Here is a 16466-nt window from a genome sequence, read left to right on the forward strand (position 1 = left end):
TGAAATTAATCTTAATATTTTCATATGCATATTTATATTCATTTAAATCTTCATGTCAATTGCGTTAATGAAAAAATATTCATTTTTATTTCGATGCAAAAAATCCCAGATCAACGGCAATAAATTTCCTAGAGATATATCCAGTTTATTGTTAGGAAAAATAACAACAGAGAAATTATTCTCAATTGTCGATCTCAAATCTCTGCGGCAGTATCGAAAGCAGTTCATTTATTTTAATGACACTCACAGCCGATCCACTCAGGGTGAATCGAACCATCAAATTACACATTCGCACGAGCGATAATATCGAGGTAATTATGAAAGCGATCGTCTCTAACACATTGAAAAAAATGACTTTAGGAACGGCACTACTCGCCGGCTCAGTCATTGCGGCAGATAAGCCAGACACCGTAACGGTGGGCTATTTCCTAGAATGGCCAACCGCCAATCAGGTTGCTCAAGTTGAAAAAACCTATGACAAGGTGATGGGCGTTAACATGGAATGGCGCGCGTTTGACTCTGGCACGGCGATGTCAGCGGCGATGGCCTCCGGTGATGTTGATATGGCTTATTCTCAAGGCTTCGTGCCTTTCACCGTAGCGGTATCTCAAGGACTACCGATCACCATGGTCGGTACTGCCGTTTCCTACGCGGAAAACGATAACTGTGTTGTCAGCAGCCAATCCGGTATTACTCAAGCCAATGCCAAGGAACTTGAAGGCAAAAAAGTCGCCGTCCCCTTCGGTACGGTTTCACACTATAAAATGTTACGCATGATGAGCCATCTAAATGTTGATAGCACCAAGGTACGGCTACTCGATATGGCACCCGCTGACAGTGCTGCGGCGATGGCTCGCAATGATGTCGCCATGGCCTGTGGTTGGGGTGGCGCACTGCGACGCATGAAAACCTACGGTTCGGTTCTCATGACAGCCGCTGAACAAGAAGCATTAGGCATTCGCGTCTTCGATGTCATCTCGGCTAACAACGCCTTTGCTAAAAACCATCCCGAACTGATCACCCAGTTCTTGCAGGTCACTAACGATTCGAATGGCGCTTACGCCCAAAACCCAAGTAAATATCAGCCACTCATCGCTAAAGCATCCGGCCTTGAGGTCGATGATGCCAATCAACTCCTCGCCCTGTTTAAGTTCCCCTTAAAAGAACAACAATTATCTAAGCAATGGATGGGTGGAGCTGTACAGCAGTTCACAAAAGAAGTCGCTGATTTCTTTGTCTTGCATAATCAAATTCCCAAAGCCTTACCCGACTATAGTGCCGCGATTGATAGTCGTTTTTTTGAGCAAGTAAAGTAACCATATCACCCACTAAACGCGCAATATGGACAGCCGATAGCGGCTGTCCTCTCTACCTTATTAATACAGATGCTTCAAGGAAATAGCGATGTCTGACCTAGTTATTAATGATGTGTCCATGATATTTGAGACGCCTAATGGCGAGCAGGTTCATGCACTCGAAAATGTGTCATTTTCACTCAAGCAGGGTGAATTGCTGTCTATTCTAGGACCGTCAGGCTGCGGAAAAAGCACTTTATTAAATATAATTGCTGGCTTTCTGGCACCGACACACGGCAAGGTTGAATTGGCATCAACAGAGATTCACGGCCCCGGCTCAGAGCGCGGCATGGTGTTCCAACAGGGCGCTTTATTTGAATGGTTAACTGTCGCCGAAAATATAGGCTTCGGTCTAAGCATGAAAGGAACCCCACCGTCTGAAATCAAGCAAACCGTTGATCACCTCTTAGAAACGGTAGGCTTGCATGACTTTGGTGAAAAGGCGACCTATGAGCTGTCTGGCGGCATGCAACAACGGGTCGCCTTGGCACGCTGCCTTGCGAACGATCCCGATGTCATTCTCATGGATGAGCCGCTTGGTGCTTTGGATGCATTAACACGAGAAAAGATGCAGGGCCTAGTGTTAAAGCTTTGGAAAGAAACCGGAAAAACCATCATATTAATCACTCATAGCGTCGAAGAAGCGTTATTTCTCGGCGAACGGCTATTCGTCATGGCGCCTCGGCCTGGACGCATCAAACAAGAGTATGCCCTTCCCTTTGCTGAAGCCGGTGTCACCAAAGACCCCCGCGAAATTAAAGCGGATCCGGCTTTTGGTGCGAAGCGAGAAGAGATCCTCAACATGATTTGGGAAATGGAAGAAGAGATTATGGGCCAGACTGAAACGGCAGGAGTCTAATCAATGTCACTGATACAAACATTCAAGTACACTATCGGCCTACAAAAAGATGGCCTAACCAAGCGCAAAACCGTCACCTTTGGTGATACTTCAGCGGTCGGTAAAGGTCGCTTCTGGAGTATCATTTCGGTTATCACGCTATCCATGGCTTGGTATTTAGGCAGCGCATTAGAGTTGGTCAACCCTATCTTTTGGCCCTCTCCTTCAGCCGTCTGGGATCAATTTATTAATATTTCTCAAAATGGCTATCGAAACTTTACCTTGTGGGAGCACATCTGGGCGAGCCTCTACCGCATATTTGTCGGCTTCGCACTCGGCTGCTTGATCGGCATACCCCTCGGTTTTGCGATGGGACTATCTGAAATATTACGCGGTTGGTTTGATCCGATTGTGGAATTCTTCCGACCGATTCCGCCATTAGCCTTTATCCCTCTGGTGATCATCTGGTCTGGTATTGGTGAGCGGTCTAAAATTCTGCTGCTGTTTTTTGCCGCACTTTGGATCATGGTTATTGCCGCAAGAGCGGGAGTCAGCAGTGTCAAACTGTCTAAAATTCATGCCGCTTACTCGCTCGGAGCGAACAAACGTCAAATATTAAAGCGCGTCATCTTACCCAACGCCTTACCCGAAATATTCACCGGTATGCGGGTGGCCATGGGCATCTGCTGGGGTACCGTGGTGGCAGCAGAACTGGTCGCCGCCGAATCGGGGGTTGGTTTTATGATCATGGCCGCGAGTAAATTCCTCGCCACCGATATCGTCGTGCTGGGGGTTATTATCGTCGGTATTATTGGCTATTCAATGGATATTTTGATGCGCAAGCTTGAGGCTAAGCTGATTCCTTGGAAAGGTAAGGCGTAAACATCATTCAACCCCTCACTCTCTTCAGTGCTGAGACAATCAAAGGCCGGTTAACGGCCTTTGGTTGTTTAATTTAGGTTGTTTAATTTATTCGCCGCAACGCCTCATCATGTGCTATTTGATGATGTAACCAACGGGCAAAATGGCTTACTTTCGAATCCGACAACGTACCCGATGGCTGAACGAGATACCAAGCACCTATTTCGGGCACTTGATGATTCATCGGTATGATCAAGTTATTATGGCTCAGATCGCCACTGGCGAAAAATGAATGAACAATCGCCACCCCCTTGCCAGCAATCGCCGCCTCTAAGGCTAGCTGATGATTATCATGTTCGCTCACAATATTAATCTGAGGCTCGGTCACCCCCACATGCTGCAGCCATCGAGGTAAATTCAATGGGGATTCGGCGATATTAAGAAAAGGCATGGCCAATAACTGATCGAGATTTATCGCGCTCTTCCCTTGCATCAAAGCGGGACTACATACGGGTATCAGCGTCCCTTTGAATAGCTGTTGATAGATCAAGCCAGATTCGGGGTTATCACTATAAATAATACCAATATCCGCGCTATTGAGCTCAAAGTCCCAGTCATAATAGGAACTATAGAGCTCGATATTAATATCTGGATACTGATCTCTAAAATCGCCTAAGCGAGGTACTAGCCAACGCGATCCGATGCCCATGTAGATCTGCAGCGATAACTCGCCTTTATCCGGATCACCAAATAAACGCTGAGTCGATGCCTCGATATCATGCAGCGCTTGACGAATCTGCGCAGCATAGAGCGCCCCCACATCGGTTAGTGCTATACTCCGCCCTAACCGTTCAAACAACGGTTTACCTAATTCTTGTTCCATTTTTTTAATCTGATGACTGACCGCGGAATGCGTCACATTTAACTCTTTGGCCGCCTGCTGAAAACTCAACAGCCGAGCCGTCGCCTCAAACGCTTTTAACGCTTGCAAGGATGGTATATGACGCTTCATGAACTCATTTCCTCAACGCAGGACAACCTGCTTATCAACCGTATCACCATCCAGTGATCGTTCTCATGTTAATACCTGCGTTCAAGCGCGTTAAAAATTGGCTCTTGAACTTAACAACCAATCTCTAAATATACGTGATGCATCAGATAGGTCTTTATCACCCTGATAACATAAGTAATAGCTACCTTCCGTGGTGATACTCTCATCAAACGGCGCGACTAAATGCTGCGCCAACACCCCTTCATCCATGAGTTCATCGTACATTAAACACACCCCAAAACCGTTGGCCGCCATCGTCACGGCGGCCGCGTGACTGTCCATATATTGACGAGTTTGATTCTGTAGCCGCTCTAACTGCATTTTTTTTAACCAACTATTCCACCCCTGAGGGGTGCCAAGCACATCAAGCAGCGGCACGCCGTCTAAGTCAGCCGGATGCTGTAAGCGATCGGCAGTATCCCTTGCACAATAAGGCCGCAACTGAGGAGACACCAAAAGATATGATTCAAACCCAGGCCAATGGCCTGCGCCGTAGCGAATTTCCAACTCAGCCGTGGAGATATTAAAGTCGGTTGGCCAGTTCGTCCCCAGCTGACGAATCGTTATCTGTGGATAAACCTCATTAAAACGCCGTAAGCGCGTTGCCAACCACAACACGCTAAACGTCGTATTCACATTCACTTCGATCACAGTTTTATTCAGGGGAGTGAATATCTGCGCGGCCCCCGCATTTAACTGACGCAAACTTTCCTGCACTAACGGCAAAAAAGAACGCCCCGTATCACTGAGCTGAATAGACCGGTTGGCACGGACAAATAACTGCTGATTAAGGTGATGTTCGAGTAACTGAATCTGCTGACTCACCGCCGATTGACTCATATTTAACTCTTGCGCAGATAGGGTAAAGCTGAGTTTACGGCCAGCCGCTTCGAAGGTTCGCAACCAATTGAGTTGAATGTTGTTCGTTAAGATTTCTTTCATTAGCAGAGCTTATTCAAAAGGGCTTTATTAATCGTTTGTCAGGATGCAAATACATTCATACCATCAAATTGCATTCATTTACAAGACAATCTAATGGTTGTTCCACTTTGAGATCAACGGGAATAAAACAGTGAAGAATAAAACGGAAGTATTAATTATTGGCGGTGGTATTGCCGGTGTGAGTACGCTTTATCACCTGACAAAACTCGGCTGGTCCGATGTAATGTTAACCGAAAAATTGGAACTTACCTCGGGTTCTACTTGGCACGCTGCCGGTAATTTACCTCATTTCAGTAACAGCTATAACATCATGAAGTTGCAGCAATATAGTATTGATCTATATAGCCGCTTGCAGGAAGAAACAGGACAAGCCGTTGATCATCACCCAACCGGTGCAGTACGACTAGCACACACGCAAGACCGTATGGATGAGTTTGAGCGAGTCTGTGCTATGTCTGACTTAGCCGGTTTAAACTTAGAAATGGTGTCGGTCGAACGGCTACAAGCGCTATACCCCTATCTCGACACTAGCGGATTGTTGGGCGGCTTATGGGATCCCGCTGATGGCCATATTGATCCAACCAGCGCCACCAACGCGATGGCCGCCGGTGCCCGTGAAGGTGGCGCTACGATTGTTCGTAATAACCCCGTTGAAGCGATTGAACAACAGCCTAATGGGCGTTGGTTAGTCACCACCGCTAAAGGCGTGATTGATGCCGGTATCATTGTTAATGCTGCGGGCTTCCGTGCCAACGAAGTCGCGGCGATGATTGGTCATCAACTCCCGATTACCTCAATGGAACACCAATTCGTTGTCACCGATAATATTCCAGAACTCGAATCTCGTGATCAGATGCTGCCGATGCTGCGTGATCCGGATGTCTCTTACTATCTGCGACAAGAAGGTAAAGGCTTTATCTTGGGGCCTTATGAAAAAGGCGGTATTCCTTGGGCTGTCGATGGCGTGCCTGCCGCCTTCGGTCAAGAGCTGCTGCAACCCGCATTAGATCGTATTGAAGAGATTATGTGTACGGCCATGGAACAGGTTGAATTGATCGCCACGGCCGGTATTAAAACTGTGGTTAACGGCCCGATTACCTATACCCCAGATGGTCATCCGCTGATCGGACCAGTACATGGTTACAGCAACTACTTTGTCTGTAGCGGTTTTAATTTCGGTATTGTACAGGGCGGCGGTGCGGGTAAATTCATGTCCGAATGGATCGTTAATGGTCACCCAGAACTCGATCTGTTTGAGCTAGACCCGCGTCGCTTTGGTGATTACACCGATCATGATTACTGTGTCGCTAAAGCTACGGAAGTGTACGCCAATGAATATCAATTAGGCTTCCCCAACGAATACGCGATGCGTCCCGCCAAACGCGGCATCAAAAAAACACCCGCCTACTCCCGTCATGCCGAACATAATGCGGTTTTCGGTGCTTACTTCGGCTGGGAACGTCCAAGCTGGTTTGCACCCGCCGGTACTCCCGCCGTCGAAGAGCACAGTTTCCGCCGAGGTAACTGGTTTGAAGCGGTAGCGAACGAATGTTTACATGTGCAAAAACATGTCGGTCTACTGGATCTTTCTCCGTTTACAAAATTTGAGATTGCCGGCACCGGCGCACATCCATGGCTTGAATCATTCTCGCCCAACCGAATACCCACTCAAACTGGCGGTACCGCGCTGGCTCATGCTCTGACACAGGAAGGCGGTATTGCTTGGGAACTATCGATCACTCGCTTAGAGAACGGTAGCTACTACATGATGGCACCGGCCGCCGCCGAAGACCTGATAGATGATTGGTTAACTCAGCGTTTGCCCTCGGATGGCAGTGTTAGCCTCAAGAATATTACCCCAGAATATGGCACCCTCGTCATTGCAGGCCCCGATGCGCGTAAAGTGCTTAGCAAACTGACCACGAGCGATCTGAGTAATGCCGCCTTCCCTTGGTTTACGGGTCAAGAGATCGAGGTCGCGGGTGTACCCGTCCGCGCGCTACGCATGAACTTTGTCGGCGAGCTCGGCTGGGAACTGCACCATCCGATCGAGCATCAGTTAGCCCTATACGATGCGTTGATGGAAGCCGGTCAAGAGTACGCTATCGCTAACTTTGGCCTGCGGGCCATGGACTCTATGCGACTGGAGAAAGGCTACCCTATCTGGGCTCACGATCTGATCACCGAATTCACGATTCTCGAAGCTAATTTAGGTTATTTCGTTAAGCTGGATAAGGGCGACTTTGAAGGCCGTGACGCATTAGTTAAGCAGCAGGAAGCCGGGCTTACAACCAAACTGGTCCTGTTGGATATCGATACCACCGATATCGATGCCGCCAATGGCATGGAGCCCGTCTATGCCGATGGCAACGTCGTGGGGCAATGTAGTTCGGGTGGATTCGGTCATCGTAGTCAAAAAAGCCTCGCGCTGGCATACATCCATGTCGATGCATTAGCCTCAGACCTAACGGTTAAAATTCTCGGCAACCATTATGCGGCCACCGTGACGCAGGGCTGTGTCTACGATCCCAAAGGAGCGTTGTTAAAATCAGATGACTAAACGCCACTGTTTAGTCATGTCATTGTCAGCTTAATCACGACAATCCCCTACATAGCTCGGCCAACGGTCGGGCTATTTTTAGTCATATGTGTTTATTCGTTCTTGTTTATTCACCCCCGCCTTACTAGACGCAAGTCAGCGTCACGGTAATCGTTCAGGCTAACCTCAACCTTGCCTTTCAATGAGGCTCAAGCGCACAAATGCACAGCCTTAGCCCGTCGATAACCCTCTTTCAGCTAATCTGCACTACAGTCCATCAATGGTCTATCATAGGTAGCCATAATCGATGCTGACATTGAATCGCTTTTGAACTCAGGATAATAAGGCTTAATTTCCGATGAAGACTCCATTGCAGTCCCACTACAGATCGTTACCTCGTTGGCTTAACTGGTTACCGTTTGGCGCAGTGCCTAGCATCACCTCAGAAGAGGTTTTGCTGAATCTTAATCACTATCTCATTGTCGATGTGCGCACTCATCAGGAATATCAGAAAAGCCATATTCCCGGCGCTATCTCGCTACCCTTACAGCAACTGAATCTGGCTCGCATACATAAGCTGCCACAAGACAAGCCCGTTATCTGTATCTGTTTATCAGCGCATCGTAGCAAGCCCGCTACTCGTCGATTCATCAAAGCGGGCTTCGATGCCAGAGAACTACAAGGCGGCATGTTAGCCTGGTGGAAGCGTCAACTTCCCCTAGAAAACTAGGCGCAGAAACAACAGGCGACGGCTGTTGCATGTAACTCATCGATCGAGACGGCGGTTTTAAAAACGCCCATCGCTCATCCCCCATTACCAACAGCAATGAACCTGAAGACAATAAAAAAGCGCCCGTAGGCGCTTTCATGTAACAAGGCGGCAACCGAACTCACGGAGCCACGATCAGCCTGTGAGTTTAGTCACTGATGGAGTTAACCTCAGTCAACCCACACCCGCGCGTTACGGAACATCCGCATCCAAGCACCATCCTCATCCCACTCTTCCGGTGCCCAGCTATTCGTCACTGCGCGGAACACCCGTTCAGGGTGAGGCATCATAATCGTGACACGGCCATCGGTCGTGGTAACACCGCTAATACCTTCTGGTGAACCGTTCGGGTTGGCCGGATAACTTTCCGTTACCTTGCCATAGTTATCCACATAACGCAGTGCCACGGTGTTAGAGCCCTGTAGATTAGCCAGATGCGTTTGATCGGCAAATTCAGCCCGACCCTCACCATGCGCTACCGCAATCGGCATCCGCGAACCGGCCATCCCCTGCAGGAAGATCGAGCGACTCTGCTGTACTTCAACCATCGCCACTCGCGCTTCAAACTGTTCCGACATGTTGCGCACAAAGTGTGGCCACAGATCAGCACCTGGAATCAACTCATGTAGGTTTGATAGCATCTGACAACCGTTACAAATACCTAAGGAGAAAGTATCATCGCGATTAAAGAAGGCCTCAAACTGATCACGGGCACGTCCATTAAACAGGATCGATTTCGCCCAGCCTTCACCGGCACCCAAAACATCACCGTAAGAGAAGCCACCACAAGCCACTAAGCCTTTAAAGCGATCGAGTTCGATACGGCCGGCAAGAATATCACTCATGTGCACATCAACGGCGGCGAAACCTGCCCGATCAAATGCAGCCCCCATCTCAATCTGACCATTAACCCCCTGTTCACGAATAATCGCCATTTCAGGACGTACACCGGTGTGAATGTAAGGTGCTGTAATATTGTCATTCACATCAAAGCTCAATGCCGCGCTAAGACCTGGATTCGCTTTATCCAACAACGTATCAAACTCTTGCTGCGCACAGACTGAGTTATCCCGCAAAGATTGCATCTGATAAGAAGTTTCAGCCCAAATGCGTTGCAACGTGGTGCGAGATTCAGCATAAATCTCTTCATCATCGAAATGAATACGCAGCTCGTCATCAGGATTAACGGAACCGATCACTTTAGTGATATCGGCTAAGCCTGCGGCATTCAATTCCGTCAGCACTTGCTCAAGATCACTACGTTTAATCTGAATAACCGCACCGAGCTCTTCATTGAACAGCGCCGCCGCAAACTCAGATTGATCGGTGGCCAGCATATCCAGATTAATATCCACACCGGTATGCCCAGCAAACGCCATCTCAGCCACAGTGGTTAATAAGCCACCATCGGAGCGGTCATGATATGCCAGTAGCAAGCCTTGCTCGTTGAGTTCCTGAATCGCCGTAAAGAATGCCACCAGTTGATCCGCATCTTCCACATCGGGAACATCTTGACCCACTTCATTGTAAACCTGCGCCAGTGCCGACAAGCCTAAACGGTTTTGACCATTACCCAGATCGAGCAGAATTAGATCCGTCTCTTCACTATCGGTACGTAGTTGTGGCGTGAGTGTTTTACGCACATCTTTCACCGCCGCGAAGCCGGTGATGATCAAAGAGGTTGGCGCGGTGACGGATTTCTCATCGCCAGCGTCATCCCAAACGGTACGCATCGACATGGAATCTTTACCCACGGGAATCGTAATGCCCAGCTTTGGACACAGATCCATTCCCACCGCCTGAACGGTATCGTACAGTTTCTCATCTTCACCCGGATGACCCGCCGCGCACATCCAGTTGGCTGAAAGTTTGATATCGACGATATCGCCGATACGGGCTGCCGCAAGGTTAGTCACGGTTTCACCGACCGCCATTCGGCCTGAAGCAGGAGAGTCGATCAACGCGAGCGGAGTACGCTCACCCATCGCCATCGCTTCACCGGCATTGGTATCAAAAGAGGCGGTGGTGACCGCACAATCAGCGACCGGCACCTGCCATGGTCCGACCATTTGATCACGTACGACTTGACCGGTAATCGATCGATCGCCAATGGTAATCAAGAAAGATTTAGACGCGACCGCCGGTAATCTCAAGACTCGCTCGGTCGCCTCTTTCAGTTCAATACCACTGGCATCAAAAGCGGGCACGTCATAGCTGATACGTTCAACCGTACGGTGCATTTTAGGCGGCTTACCAAACAAGATACTCATGGGTAGGTCGACAGGGTTATTACCAAAGTGAGCATCACTCAGTGTCAGATGTTTCTCATCGGTCGCAGTACCCACGATGGCATAAGGGCAACGTTCGCGGGCACAGATCGCTTCGAAGCGCGGCATATCTTGCGGCTGCACCGCCAACACATAACGTTCCTGCGCTTCGTTACACCAGATCGCCAGCGGCGACATACCCGGTTCATCATTATTAATGTTACGCAGTTCGAAATCACCGCCGCAACCACCGTCTTTCACCAGTTCGGGGAAGGCGTTTGATAAACCACCGGCGCCGACATCATGGATAAAGGCAATTGGGTTAGTGTCTCCCTGCTGCCAGCACTGATCAATCACTTCCTGACAGCGACGTTCCATTTCAGGGTTATCACGCTGTACCGACGCGAAATCCAGATCAGCCGATGAACTGCCTGATGACATTGATGAAGCGGCGCCGCCACCTAGACCGATCTGCATCGCAGGGCCACCTAAGCAGATCAACTTAGCGCCGACCTCGATCTCACCCTTATCCACATGATCGGTACGAATGTTACCGTAACCACCGGCAATCATAATCGGTTTATGATAACCGCGAACCTCTTCACCCGCCGCACCGTTAACCTGCTGCTCGAAGGTACGGAAATAACCGTTCAACGCCGGACGACCAAACTCATTATTGAACGCCGCGCCACCGATCGGGCCATCGAGCATAATATCTAATGCCGAGACAATCCGTTCAGGCTTACCATAATCCGACTCCCATGGCTGAATAAAGCCAGGGATCTTCAAATCAGACACCGTGAAGCCAGTCAAACCCGCTTTCGGCTTCGAACCTTTACCGGTGGCGCCTTCATCACGAATCTCACCACCGGAACCGGTCGCCGCACCCGAGTGTGGTGCAATCGCCGTCGGATGGTTGTGAGTTTCCACCTTCATCAAGATCTCAATACTTTCCTGATGATAGCTATATTCTTTAGTTTCGGGATTCGGGAAGAAACGTCCCGCTTGCGAACCCACCATCACCGCCGCATTATCAGAGTAAGCCGAGAGAATATTCTCACCGCCCAACTCATTGGTATTACGGATCATCGCAAACAATGATTTATCCTGCGCTTCTCCGTCAATATCCCATGATGCATTGAAGATCTTATGGCGACAGTGTTCCGAGTTTGCCTGAGCAAACATCATCAACTCGACATCAGCGGGGTTACGCCCCAGTTCGGTGAAGCTGCTAACCAAATAATCGATCTCATCATCGGCCAACGCCAAGCCCAAATCGGTATTCGCGGCGACCAACGCCTCACGACCACCGGACAACACATCCACCAACGTTAAGGGTGCCGGCGTATCGGTGCGGAACAATCTTGCCGCCTCATCAATCGCGCTAAAAGTCGCTTCAACCATGCGGTCATGCAGCGCTTCGTGCACCTGTTCGAGTTCGGCTTGCGTCAACGGCTGATCGGCATGCACAAAATAGGCAGTCCCGCGTTCGAGACGTTTAATGCTCTGCAAGCCACAGTTTCTGGCGATATCGGTCGCCTTGGAGGACCAGGGAGAGATCGTACCTGGACGCGGTACGACTAAAACCAATTGACCTGATGGCTCTTCCGCTTTAGTTTTAGGGCCGTAGCAGAGGATACGCTCCAACGTGTTACGTTCCTGTTCGGACAGGTTTTTTTCCAAATCAGCGAAATGCATATACTCACCATACACTCCGGTGATATGGGCAATTCGGGATTTCAGGACAGATAGCAGCTTATCGTGTCGAAAAGCAGAAAGAGCAGGCGCTCCACGCAGTACCAGCATGTTAGTTTCAAGCCTCTTGAGTCTGTCTAACAGATAGGTTGTATGTAGGAGAAAATTAAGGCCGAATTTTACTGAAATAGCGGATTACTTACCAGAAAAAGCCCATTTTCTTATGCGAATAAATTCATTTCACATCAAAGAGCTCCTTTTCCTGCTGATTTCAGTGTCTCTGTTTTTAGCTTTATACCTATTTAACGAGGGTCAACGTACTCAGGTTGAGTCGATTCAGAAAACCGGAATCCTGCGCGTTGTCACCCGAAATACCCCCACCACCTATTATCAAGACAACAATGGCAAGCCCGCCGGGTTTGAATATGAGTTGTTAAAAGCGTTCGCTGACTATCTTGATGTCGAACTTGAGCTCATCATTCCCGACAGCTTTGGCGACATTTTAAACCTGGTTAAAGACCGTAGTGCTCATATCGGTGCCGCCGGACTAACCATCACCGCCGAGCGCAAACAGCAGTTTCACTTCTCAGCGCCTTATGCTTATTCAACCCCCACGCTTATCTACCGAGAAACCCAAGGGAAAACCTCACCTAAAGCCGTGTCCGATCTTGAAAACAAAAGCATTAAGATCATTGCCAATAGTAGTCACGCTGAACTCTTGCGACAGTTAAAACAAACCCACGATTTTCTCAACTGGCAAGAAACCTCGATCAGTGGGGTTACCGAACTACTCGAAGATGTCTATGAACAGGAGATCGATTACACCATCAGCGATGATTTTGTCTTCGATTCTCAAAAATCCTATTTTCCCGGTTTACGCAAATCGCTCGCCTTAAGCCAACCCAAACAAGTCGCTTGGTTATTAATTAAGCAGAATGATCGAAGTTTACAACGCGCTACTCAACGATTCTTTAATCTTCCTGAGACTCAAGACCTCCTCGTGACACTCAAGAAGAAGTATCTTGCGCGACAAACGCGACTCGGCTATGTCGATATTGAGACCTTTCGCCGTGACTTAGAAAGTCGGTTTTGTAAGCTGGAACAGTATTTTATGCTAGCCGAACAAGAAACCGATATCGATTGGCGACTCCTAGCTTCGATTGCTTACCAAGAGTCTCACTGGAATCCCAAGGCGGTATCACCCACCGGCGTTAAAGGCATAATGATGCTAACGCGGGCGGCAGCCAAAGAAGTGGGCGTTAAACAGCGTACCGATCCGATCCAAAGTGTCATGGGAGGGGCGCGTTATCTGCAAAAAGTCATGGGTAAAATACCCGACAGAATTCAAGGCAAAGATCGTATTTGGTTTGCCTTAGCCTCCTATAATATTGGCTATGGCCATCTGGAAGATGCTCGCGTATTAACCGCACGCGCTAACAGAAATCCCGATAAGTGGAGTGATGTGAAAGAATTTTTACCGCTGTTAACGCAACGTAAATACTTTTCTACCGTGCGTCATGGCTATGCCCGCGGCTATGAACCGGTGTTGTATGTTAAAAATATTCGCAACTATTATGATCTGCTCGATTGGGAATTACAGAAAGCACGTATTGCCGCGGCGAAACCCTCACTTAGCCCAGCGGAAAACGAAGGTGAAATCGTCACGCCCGGAAACCATCAAGGTAACGGCACAGAAGCCACTCTGGACATTATCGATACCATTCCCTCGACACTTTAAACCCGTGAATAAAATATGACCATTGTGTGATAATTGTTGATTTTTCTCTCAATCATCACACAGATCTCCACATATCGTAAAAAGCACTCTACAATGGCCTACTAAACTATCGCTGGGGTGAGTCTGGTCCAATGTTACAACCTGTCGTTTTTTTCTCTATCTTAGGGCTCAGTCTGTGTGCCTCGCTGCCAGCGATCAGCGAACCCGAAGATCCGTTGAAATATTATATTTCATCACCTGAAATGACTGACACGCAACACCCCGAACCTCAAGCCGCCGATGCCGCGCCAATCGAAGCGGCCAATGCATCGCAAGTTGATACAGAATCCAGCGAAACCCCAATCACACCTAACGTCAACTCAAAGGCTTCATCGGCCCCTCAATTAGCGGGCGATAGCGTGATTCAGCCCACGCCTGCGAGTCAAGCAACACAGCAAGACGCCCGAGACGTCGGCAACGAAGCATCGGTTGACGACAAACATGTCAGCGGAAATACGCTAGAACGCGCTGAGGAGAACGCCGAAACACAGCTCGCCGCGCCGATCGCAACGGTCATCGAAGCCGTAGCACCCAATCCGGAAATCGTCGCTATTTGCCATGAGATTGGCAATAAGCTGGGCAGCATTTCCAGCGATGATTGCCTCGAGGCTAATTTCGATGCGCCCCGCTTCTATTCAAATAAACATCGGCCGCTACTGGAAAAGCACTTTCATGCTAACGCCACGTTAGAGAGTGCCCCCCGCATTCTTTTTCTTGGTGGCATCCACGGTGATGAATACTCCAGCGTTAGCTTGTCATTCAAATGGCTTAAAAAGCTGCATCAGCAGCATAGTGGCATTTATGATTGGCATTTTATGCCGCTGACCAATCCCGATGGACTATTGCAAAAAAGATCTACCCGTGTAAATGCCAATAATGTCGATCTTAATCGTAACTTTATTCCCTCAGAAACCGCTATCGATCCGGTGAAGCATTGGCAAACCTACGCCAGAAAACGGGCTCGCTATTACCCCGGAACGACACCCCTCAGCGAACCAGAAACACGCGCGATTCATAAACTGATTAATGAGCTGAGCCCTGATATTATCGTTTCAGTGCATGCGCCTCATGGCATTCTTGACTATGATGGCAGCATCACACCGCCACGCAAACTTGGACCGTTGCATCTGAAGCAGCTCGGCACCTATCCCGGCTCGCTGGGCAATTATGGCTGGTTTGTAAAACAAATACCGGTCATGACCATTGAGCTAAAACACGCGGGTATCATGCCCACAAACCAAGAAATGGATCACATGTGGAACGATCTCATTATCTGGATCAACTTACGCACCGAAGGTGATGGCTCACTGCTCGCACGAAAAGAGGATGACGCTAAAAAGCCATCGCTCTGACAACGCCTTAACCATCGCTCTGTTCAGGATTGTCATGCGTGGCAGAGCAATCGCATCGAGAGGCCAGTTTAGCGGCCTTTTTTTCCGCCCGTCGTCGACGAAAAAACCGACTAATCGCCTCACGACATGACTCAGCCATCACACCACCGGTCCACTCGGGCCAGTGATTTAACCAAGGCTGCTCAAATAACTGACTTTGACTCACCACCGCCCCCGCCTTAGGCTCAAGCGCGCCAAAAACGACTCGTTTAATTCGAGCATGCACAATCGCGCCAGCACACATCGTACAGGGCTCGATCGTGACATACAGTGTCGCGTCTGACAGGCGATAATTCGCCATGTTCTTGGCGGCATCCCGTAATGCCATAATTTCAGCATGTGCGCTAGGATCCTGGCCCGAGATGGGCTGATTCCAGCCCTCGCCAATCATCTGATTATCGAGCACCACCACGGCACCCACCGGTACTTCATCCACGACGGCCGCTTGCTCGGCTAATTGCAATGCTCGGGACATCCAGTATAAATCGTTATTTTCGTTCATGGGTGAAATATAACAAAAAACTGTCAACAGGATAGGTTTTTTCCAGCCTGTCATCACCCTGCTCGCCAACCCCCACCGTCAGCGTCCTGCATCATTAATCAGTTCCATACTGTTTGCACACTATTTACTTGATCTCTGAGTAACCTAGGCTGCAGAACACATTCAAGCAGACAATGACGCATACCAATCAGCGTCATCGACTCACCTCTTTTGTTATATCCATTATGGGAGATTTAGCATGAAAAAAACCCTCAGCCTCTTAGCTGTGTCACTCGGGTTAATACTATCAACCACGGCGTTCTCAGCACCTGAGCGTCATGGACCACCTCAAGAAGCCATCGAAGCCTGTGCCTCAGCAGATAAAGGGGATAGCTGTAGCTTTAGTGGCCGAGAAGGAGAAAAGCTCAAGGGGGTCTGTGACAAAAGAGGCGATGAACAACTCTCTTGCGCACCGGAAAACCCACCTAAACGTCAGTGAT

General features: G+C 49.0%; 12 protein-coding genes. 8 read left to right on the forward strand and 4 right to left on the reverse strand.

Annotated elements, in window-relative coordinates; translation table 11 throughout:
- The first annotated feature begins 317 nt into the window (after positions 1 to 317).
- The 3 genes from Q4488_RS05265 to Q4488_RS05275 all read left to right on the forward strand — a co-directional run bounded on the left by Q4488_RS05265 (position 318) and on the right by Q4488_RS05275 (position 3075).
- Complete coding sequence (locus Q4488_RS05265; protein WP_303579420.1) at positions 318 to 1316, forward strand: ABC transporter substrate-binding protein; 999 nt, start codon at positions 318 to 320, stop codon at positions 1314 to 1316.
- A gap of 88 nt (positions 1317 to 1404) precedes the next feature.
- Positions 1405 to 2214, forward strand: coding sequence for an ABC transporter ATP-binding protein (locus tag Q4488_RS05270; protein ID WP_303579421.1), 810 nt, complete (start codon positions 1405 to 1407; stop codon positions 2212 to 2214).
- A gap of 3 nt (positions 2215 to 2217) precedes the next feature.
- Positions 2218 to 3075, forward strand: coding sequence for an ABC transporter permease (locus Q4488_RS05275; RefSeq protein ID WP_303579422.1), 858 nt, complete (start codon positions 2218 to 2220; stop codon positions 3073 to 3075).
- 82 nt (positions 3076 to 3157) lie between these two features.
- Here the strand turns inward: Q4488_RS05275 and Q4488_RS05280 are convergent, their stop codons facing one another.
- Both Q4488_RS05280 and Q4488_RS05285 read right to left on the reverse strand, forming a co-directional pair.
- Positions 3158 to 4066: a LysR substrate-binding domain-containing protein gene (locus Q4488_RS05280; RefSeq protein WP_303579423.1), complete on the reverse strand. Its 909-nt coding sequence runs from the start codon at positions 4064 to 4066 to the stop codon at positions 3158 to 3160.
- Between the two features lie 90 nt (positions 4067 to 4156).
- Entirely contained in the window at positions 4157 to 5047 is an 891-nt protein-coding gene (locus Q4488_RS05285; protein WP_303579424.1) for a LysR substrate-binding domain-containing protein, read from the reverse strand.
- A gap of 130 nt (positions 5048 to 5177) precedes the next feature.
- On the opposite strand from Q4488_RS05285, the gene Q4488_RS05290 reads away from it, so the two are divergent.
- Both Q4488_RS05290 and Q4488_RS05295 read left to right on the forward strand, forming a co-directional pair.
- On the forward strand, positions 5178 to 7607 hold the full coding sequence (locus Q4488_RS05290) for an FAD-dependent oxidoreductase (RefSeq protein ID WP_303579425.1): 2430 nt from the start codon (positions 5178 to 5180) through the stop codon (positions 7605 to 7607).
- A 337-nt stretch (positions 7608 to 7944) separates the two neighbouring features.
- A complete protein-coding gene (locus Q4488_RS05295; RefSeq protein ID WP_303579426.1) occupies positions 7945 to 8316 on the forward strand; it encodes a rhodanese-like domain-containing protein in 372 nt (123 codons plus the stop codon).
- 209 nt (positions 8317 to 8525) lie between these two features.
- Here Q4488_RS05295 and purL read toward each other — a convergent pair whose 3' ends face one another.
- A complete protein-coding gene (gene purL, locus Q4488_RS05300; RefSeq protein WP_303579427.1) occupies positions 8526 to 12428 on the reverse strand; it encodes a phosphoribosylformylglycinamidine synthase in 3903 nt (1300 codons plus the stop codon).
- Between the two features lie 112 nt (positions 12429 to 12540).
- On the opposite strand from purL, the gene mltF reads away from it, so the two are divergent.
- Together mltF and Q4488_RS05310 are read left to right on the forward strand one after the other, a co-directional pair.
- The gene (gene mltF, locus Q4488_RS05305; protein ID WP_303579428.1) at positions 12541 to 14055 is read left to right on the forward strand and encodes a membrane-bound lytic murein transglycosylase MltF; all 1515 of its coding nucleotides are present in this window, start codon (positions 12541 to 12543) and stop codon (positions 14053 to 14055) included.
- A gap of 131 nt (positions 14056 to 14186) precedes the next feature.
- On the forward strand, positions 14187 to 15446 hold the full coding sequence (locus tag Q4488_RS05310) for a M14 family zinc carboxypeptidase (protein WP_303579429.1): 1260 nt from the start codon (positions 14187 to 14189) through the stop codon (positions 15444 to 15446).
- 7 nt (positions 15447 to 15453) lie between these two features.
- On the opposite strand, the gene tadA is transcribed toward Q4488_RS05310, so the two are convergent.
- Positions 15454 to 15987 carry a tRNA adenosine(34) deaminase TadA gene (gene tadA / locus Q4488_RS05315; RefSeq protein ID WP_303579430.1) on the reverse strand — a complete coding sequence of 178 codons (534 nt, stop codon included), beginning with the start codon at positions 15985 to 15987 and terminating at the stop codon, positions 15454 to 15456.
- Positions 15988 to 16225: 238 nt separating this feature from the next.
- Between tadA and Q4488_RS05320 the strand changes: the two genes are divergently transcribed.
- A complete protein-coding gene (locus Q4488_RS05320; protein WP_303579431.1) occupies positions 16226 to 16465 on the forward strand; it encodes a hypothetical protein in 240 nt (79 codons plus the stop codon).
- Position 16466 lies beyond the last annotated feature (1 nt).

This window comes from Amphritea sp. 1_MG-2023, assembly GCF_030547545.1.
Lineage (GTDB): Bacteria > Pseudomonadota > Gammaproteobacteria > Pseudomonadales > Balneatricaceae > Amphritea.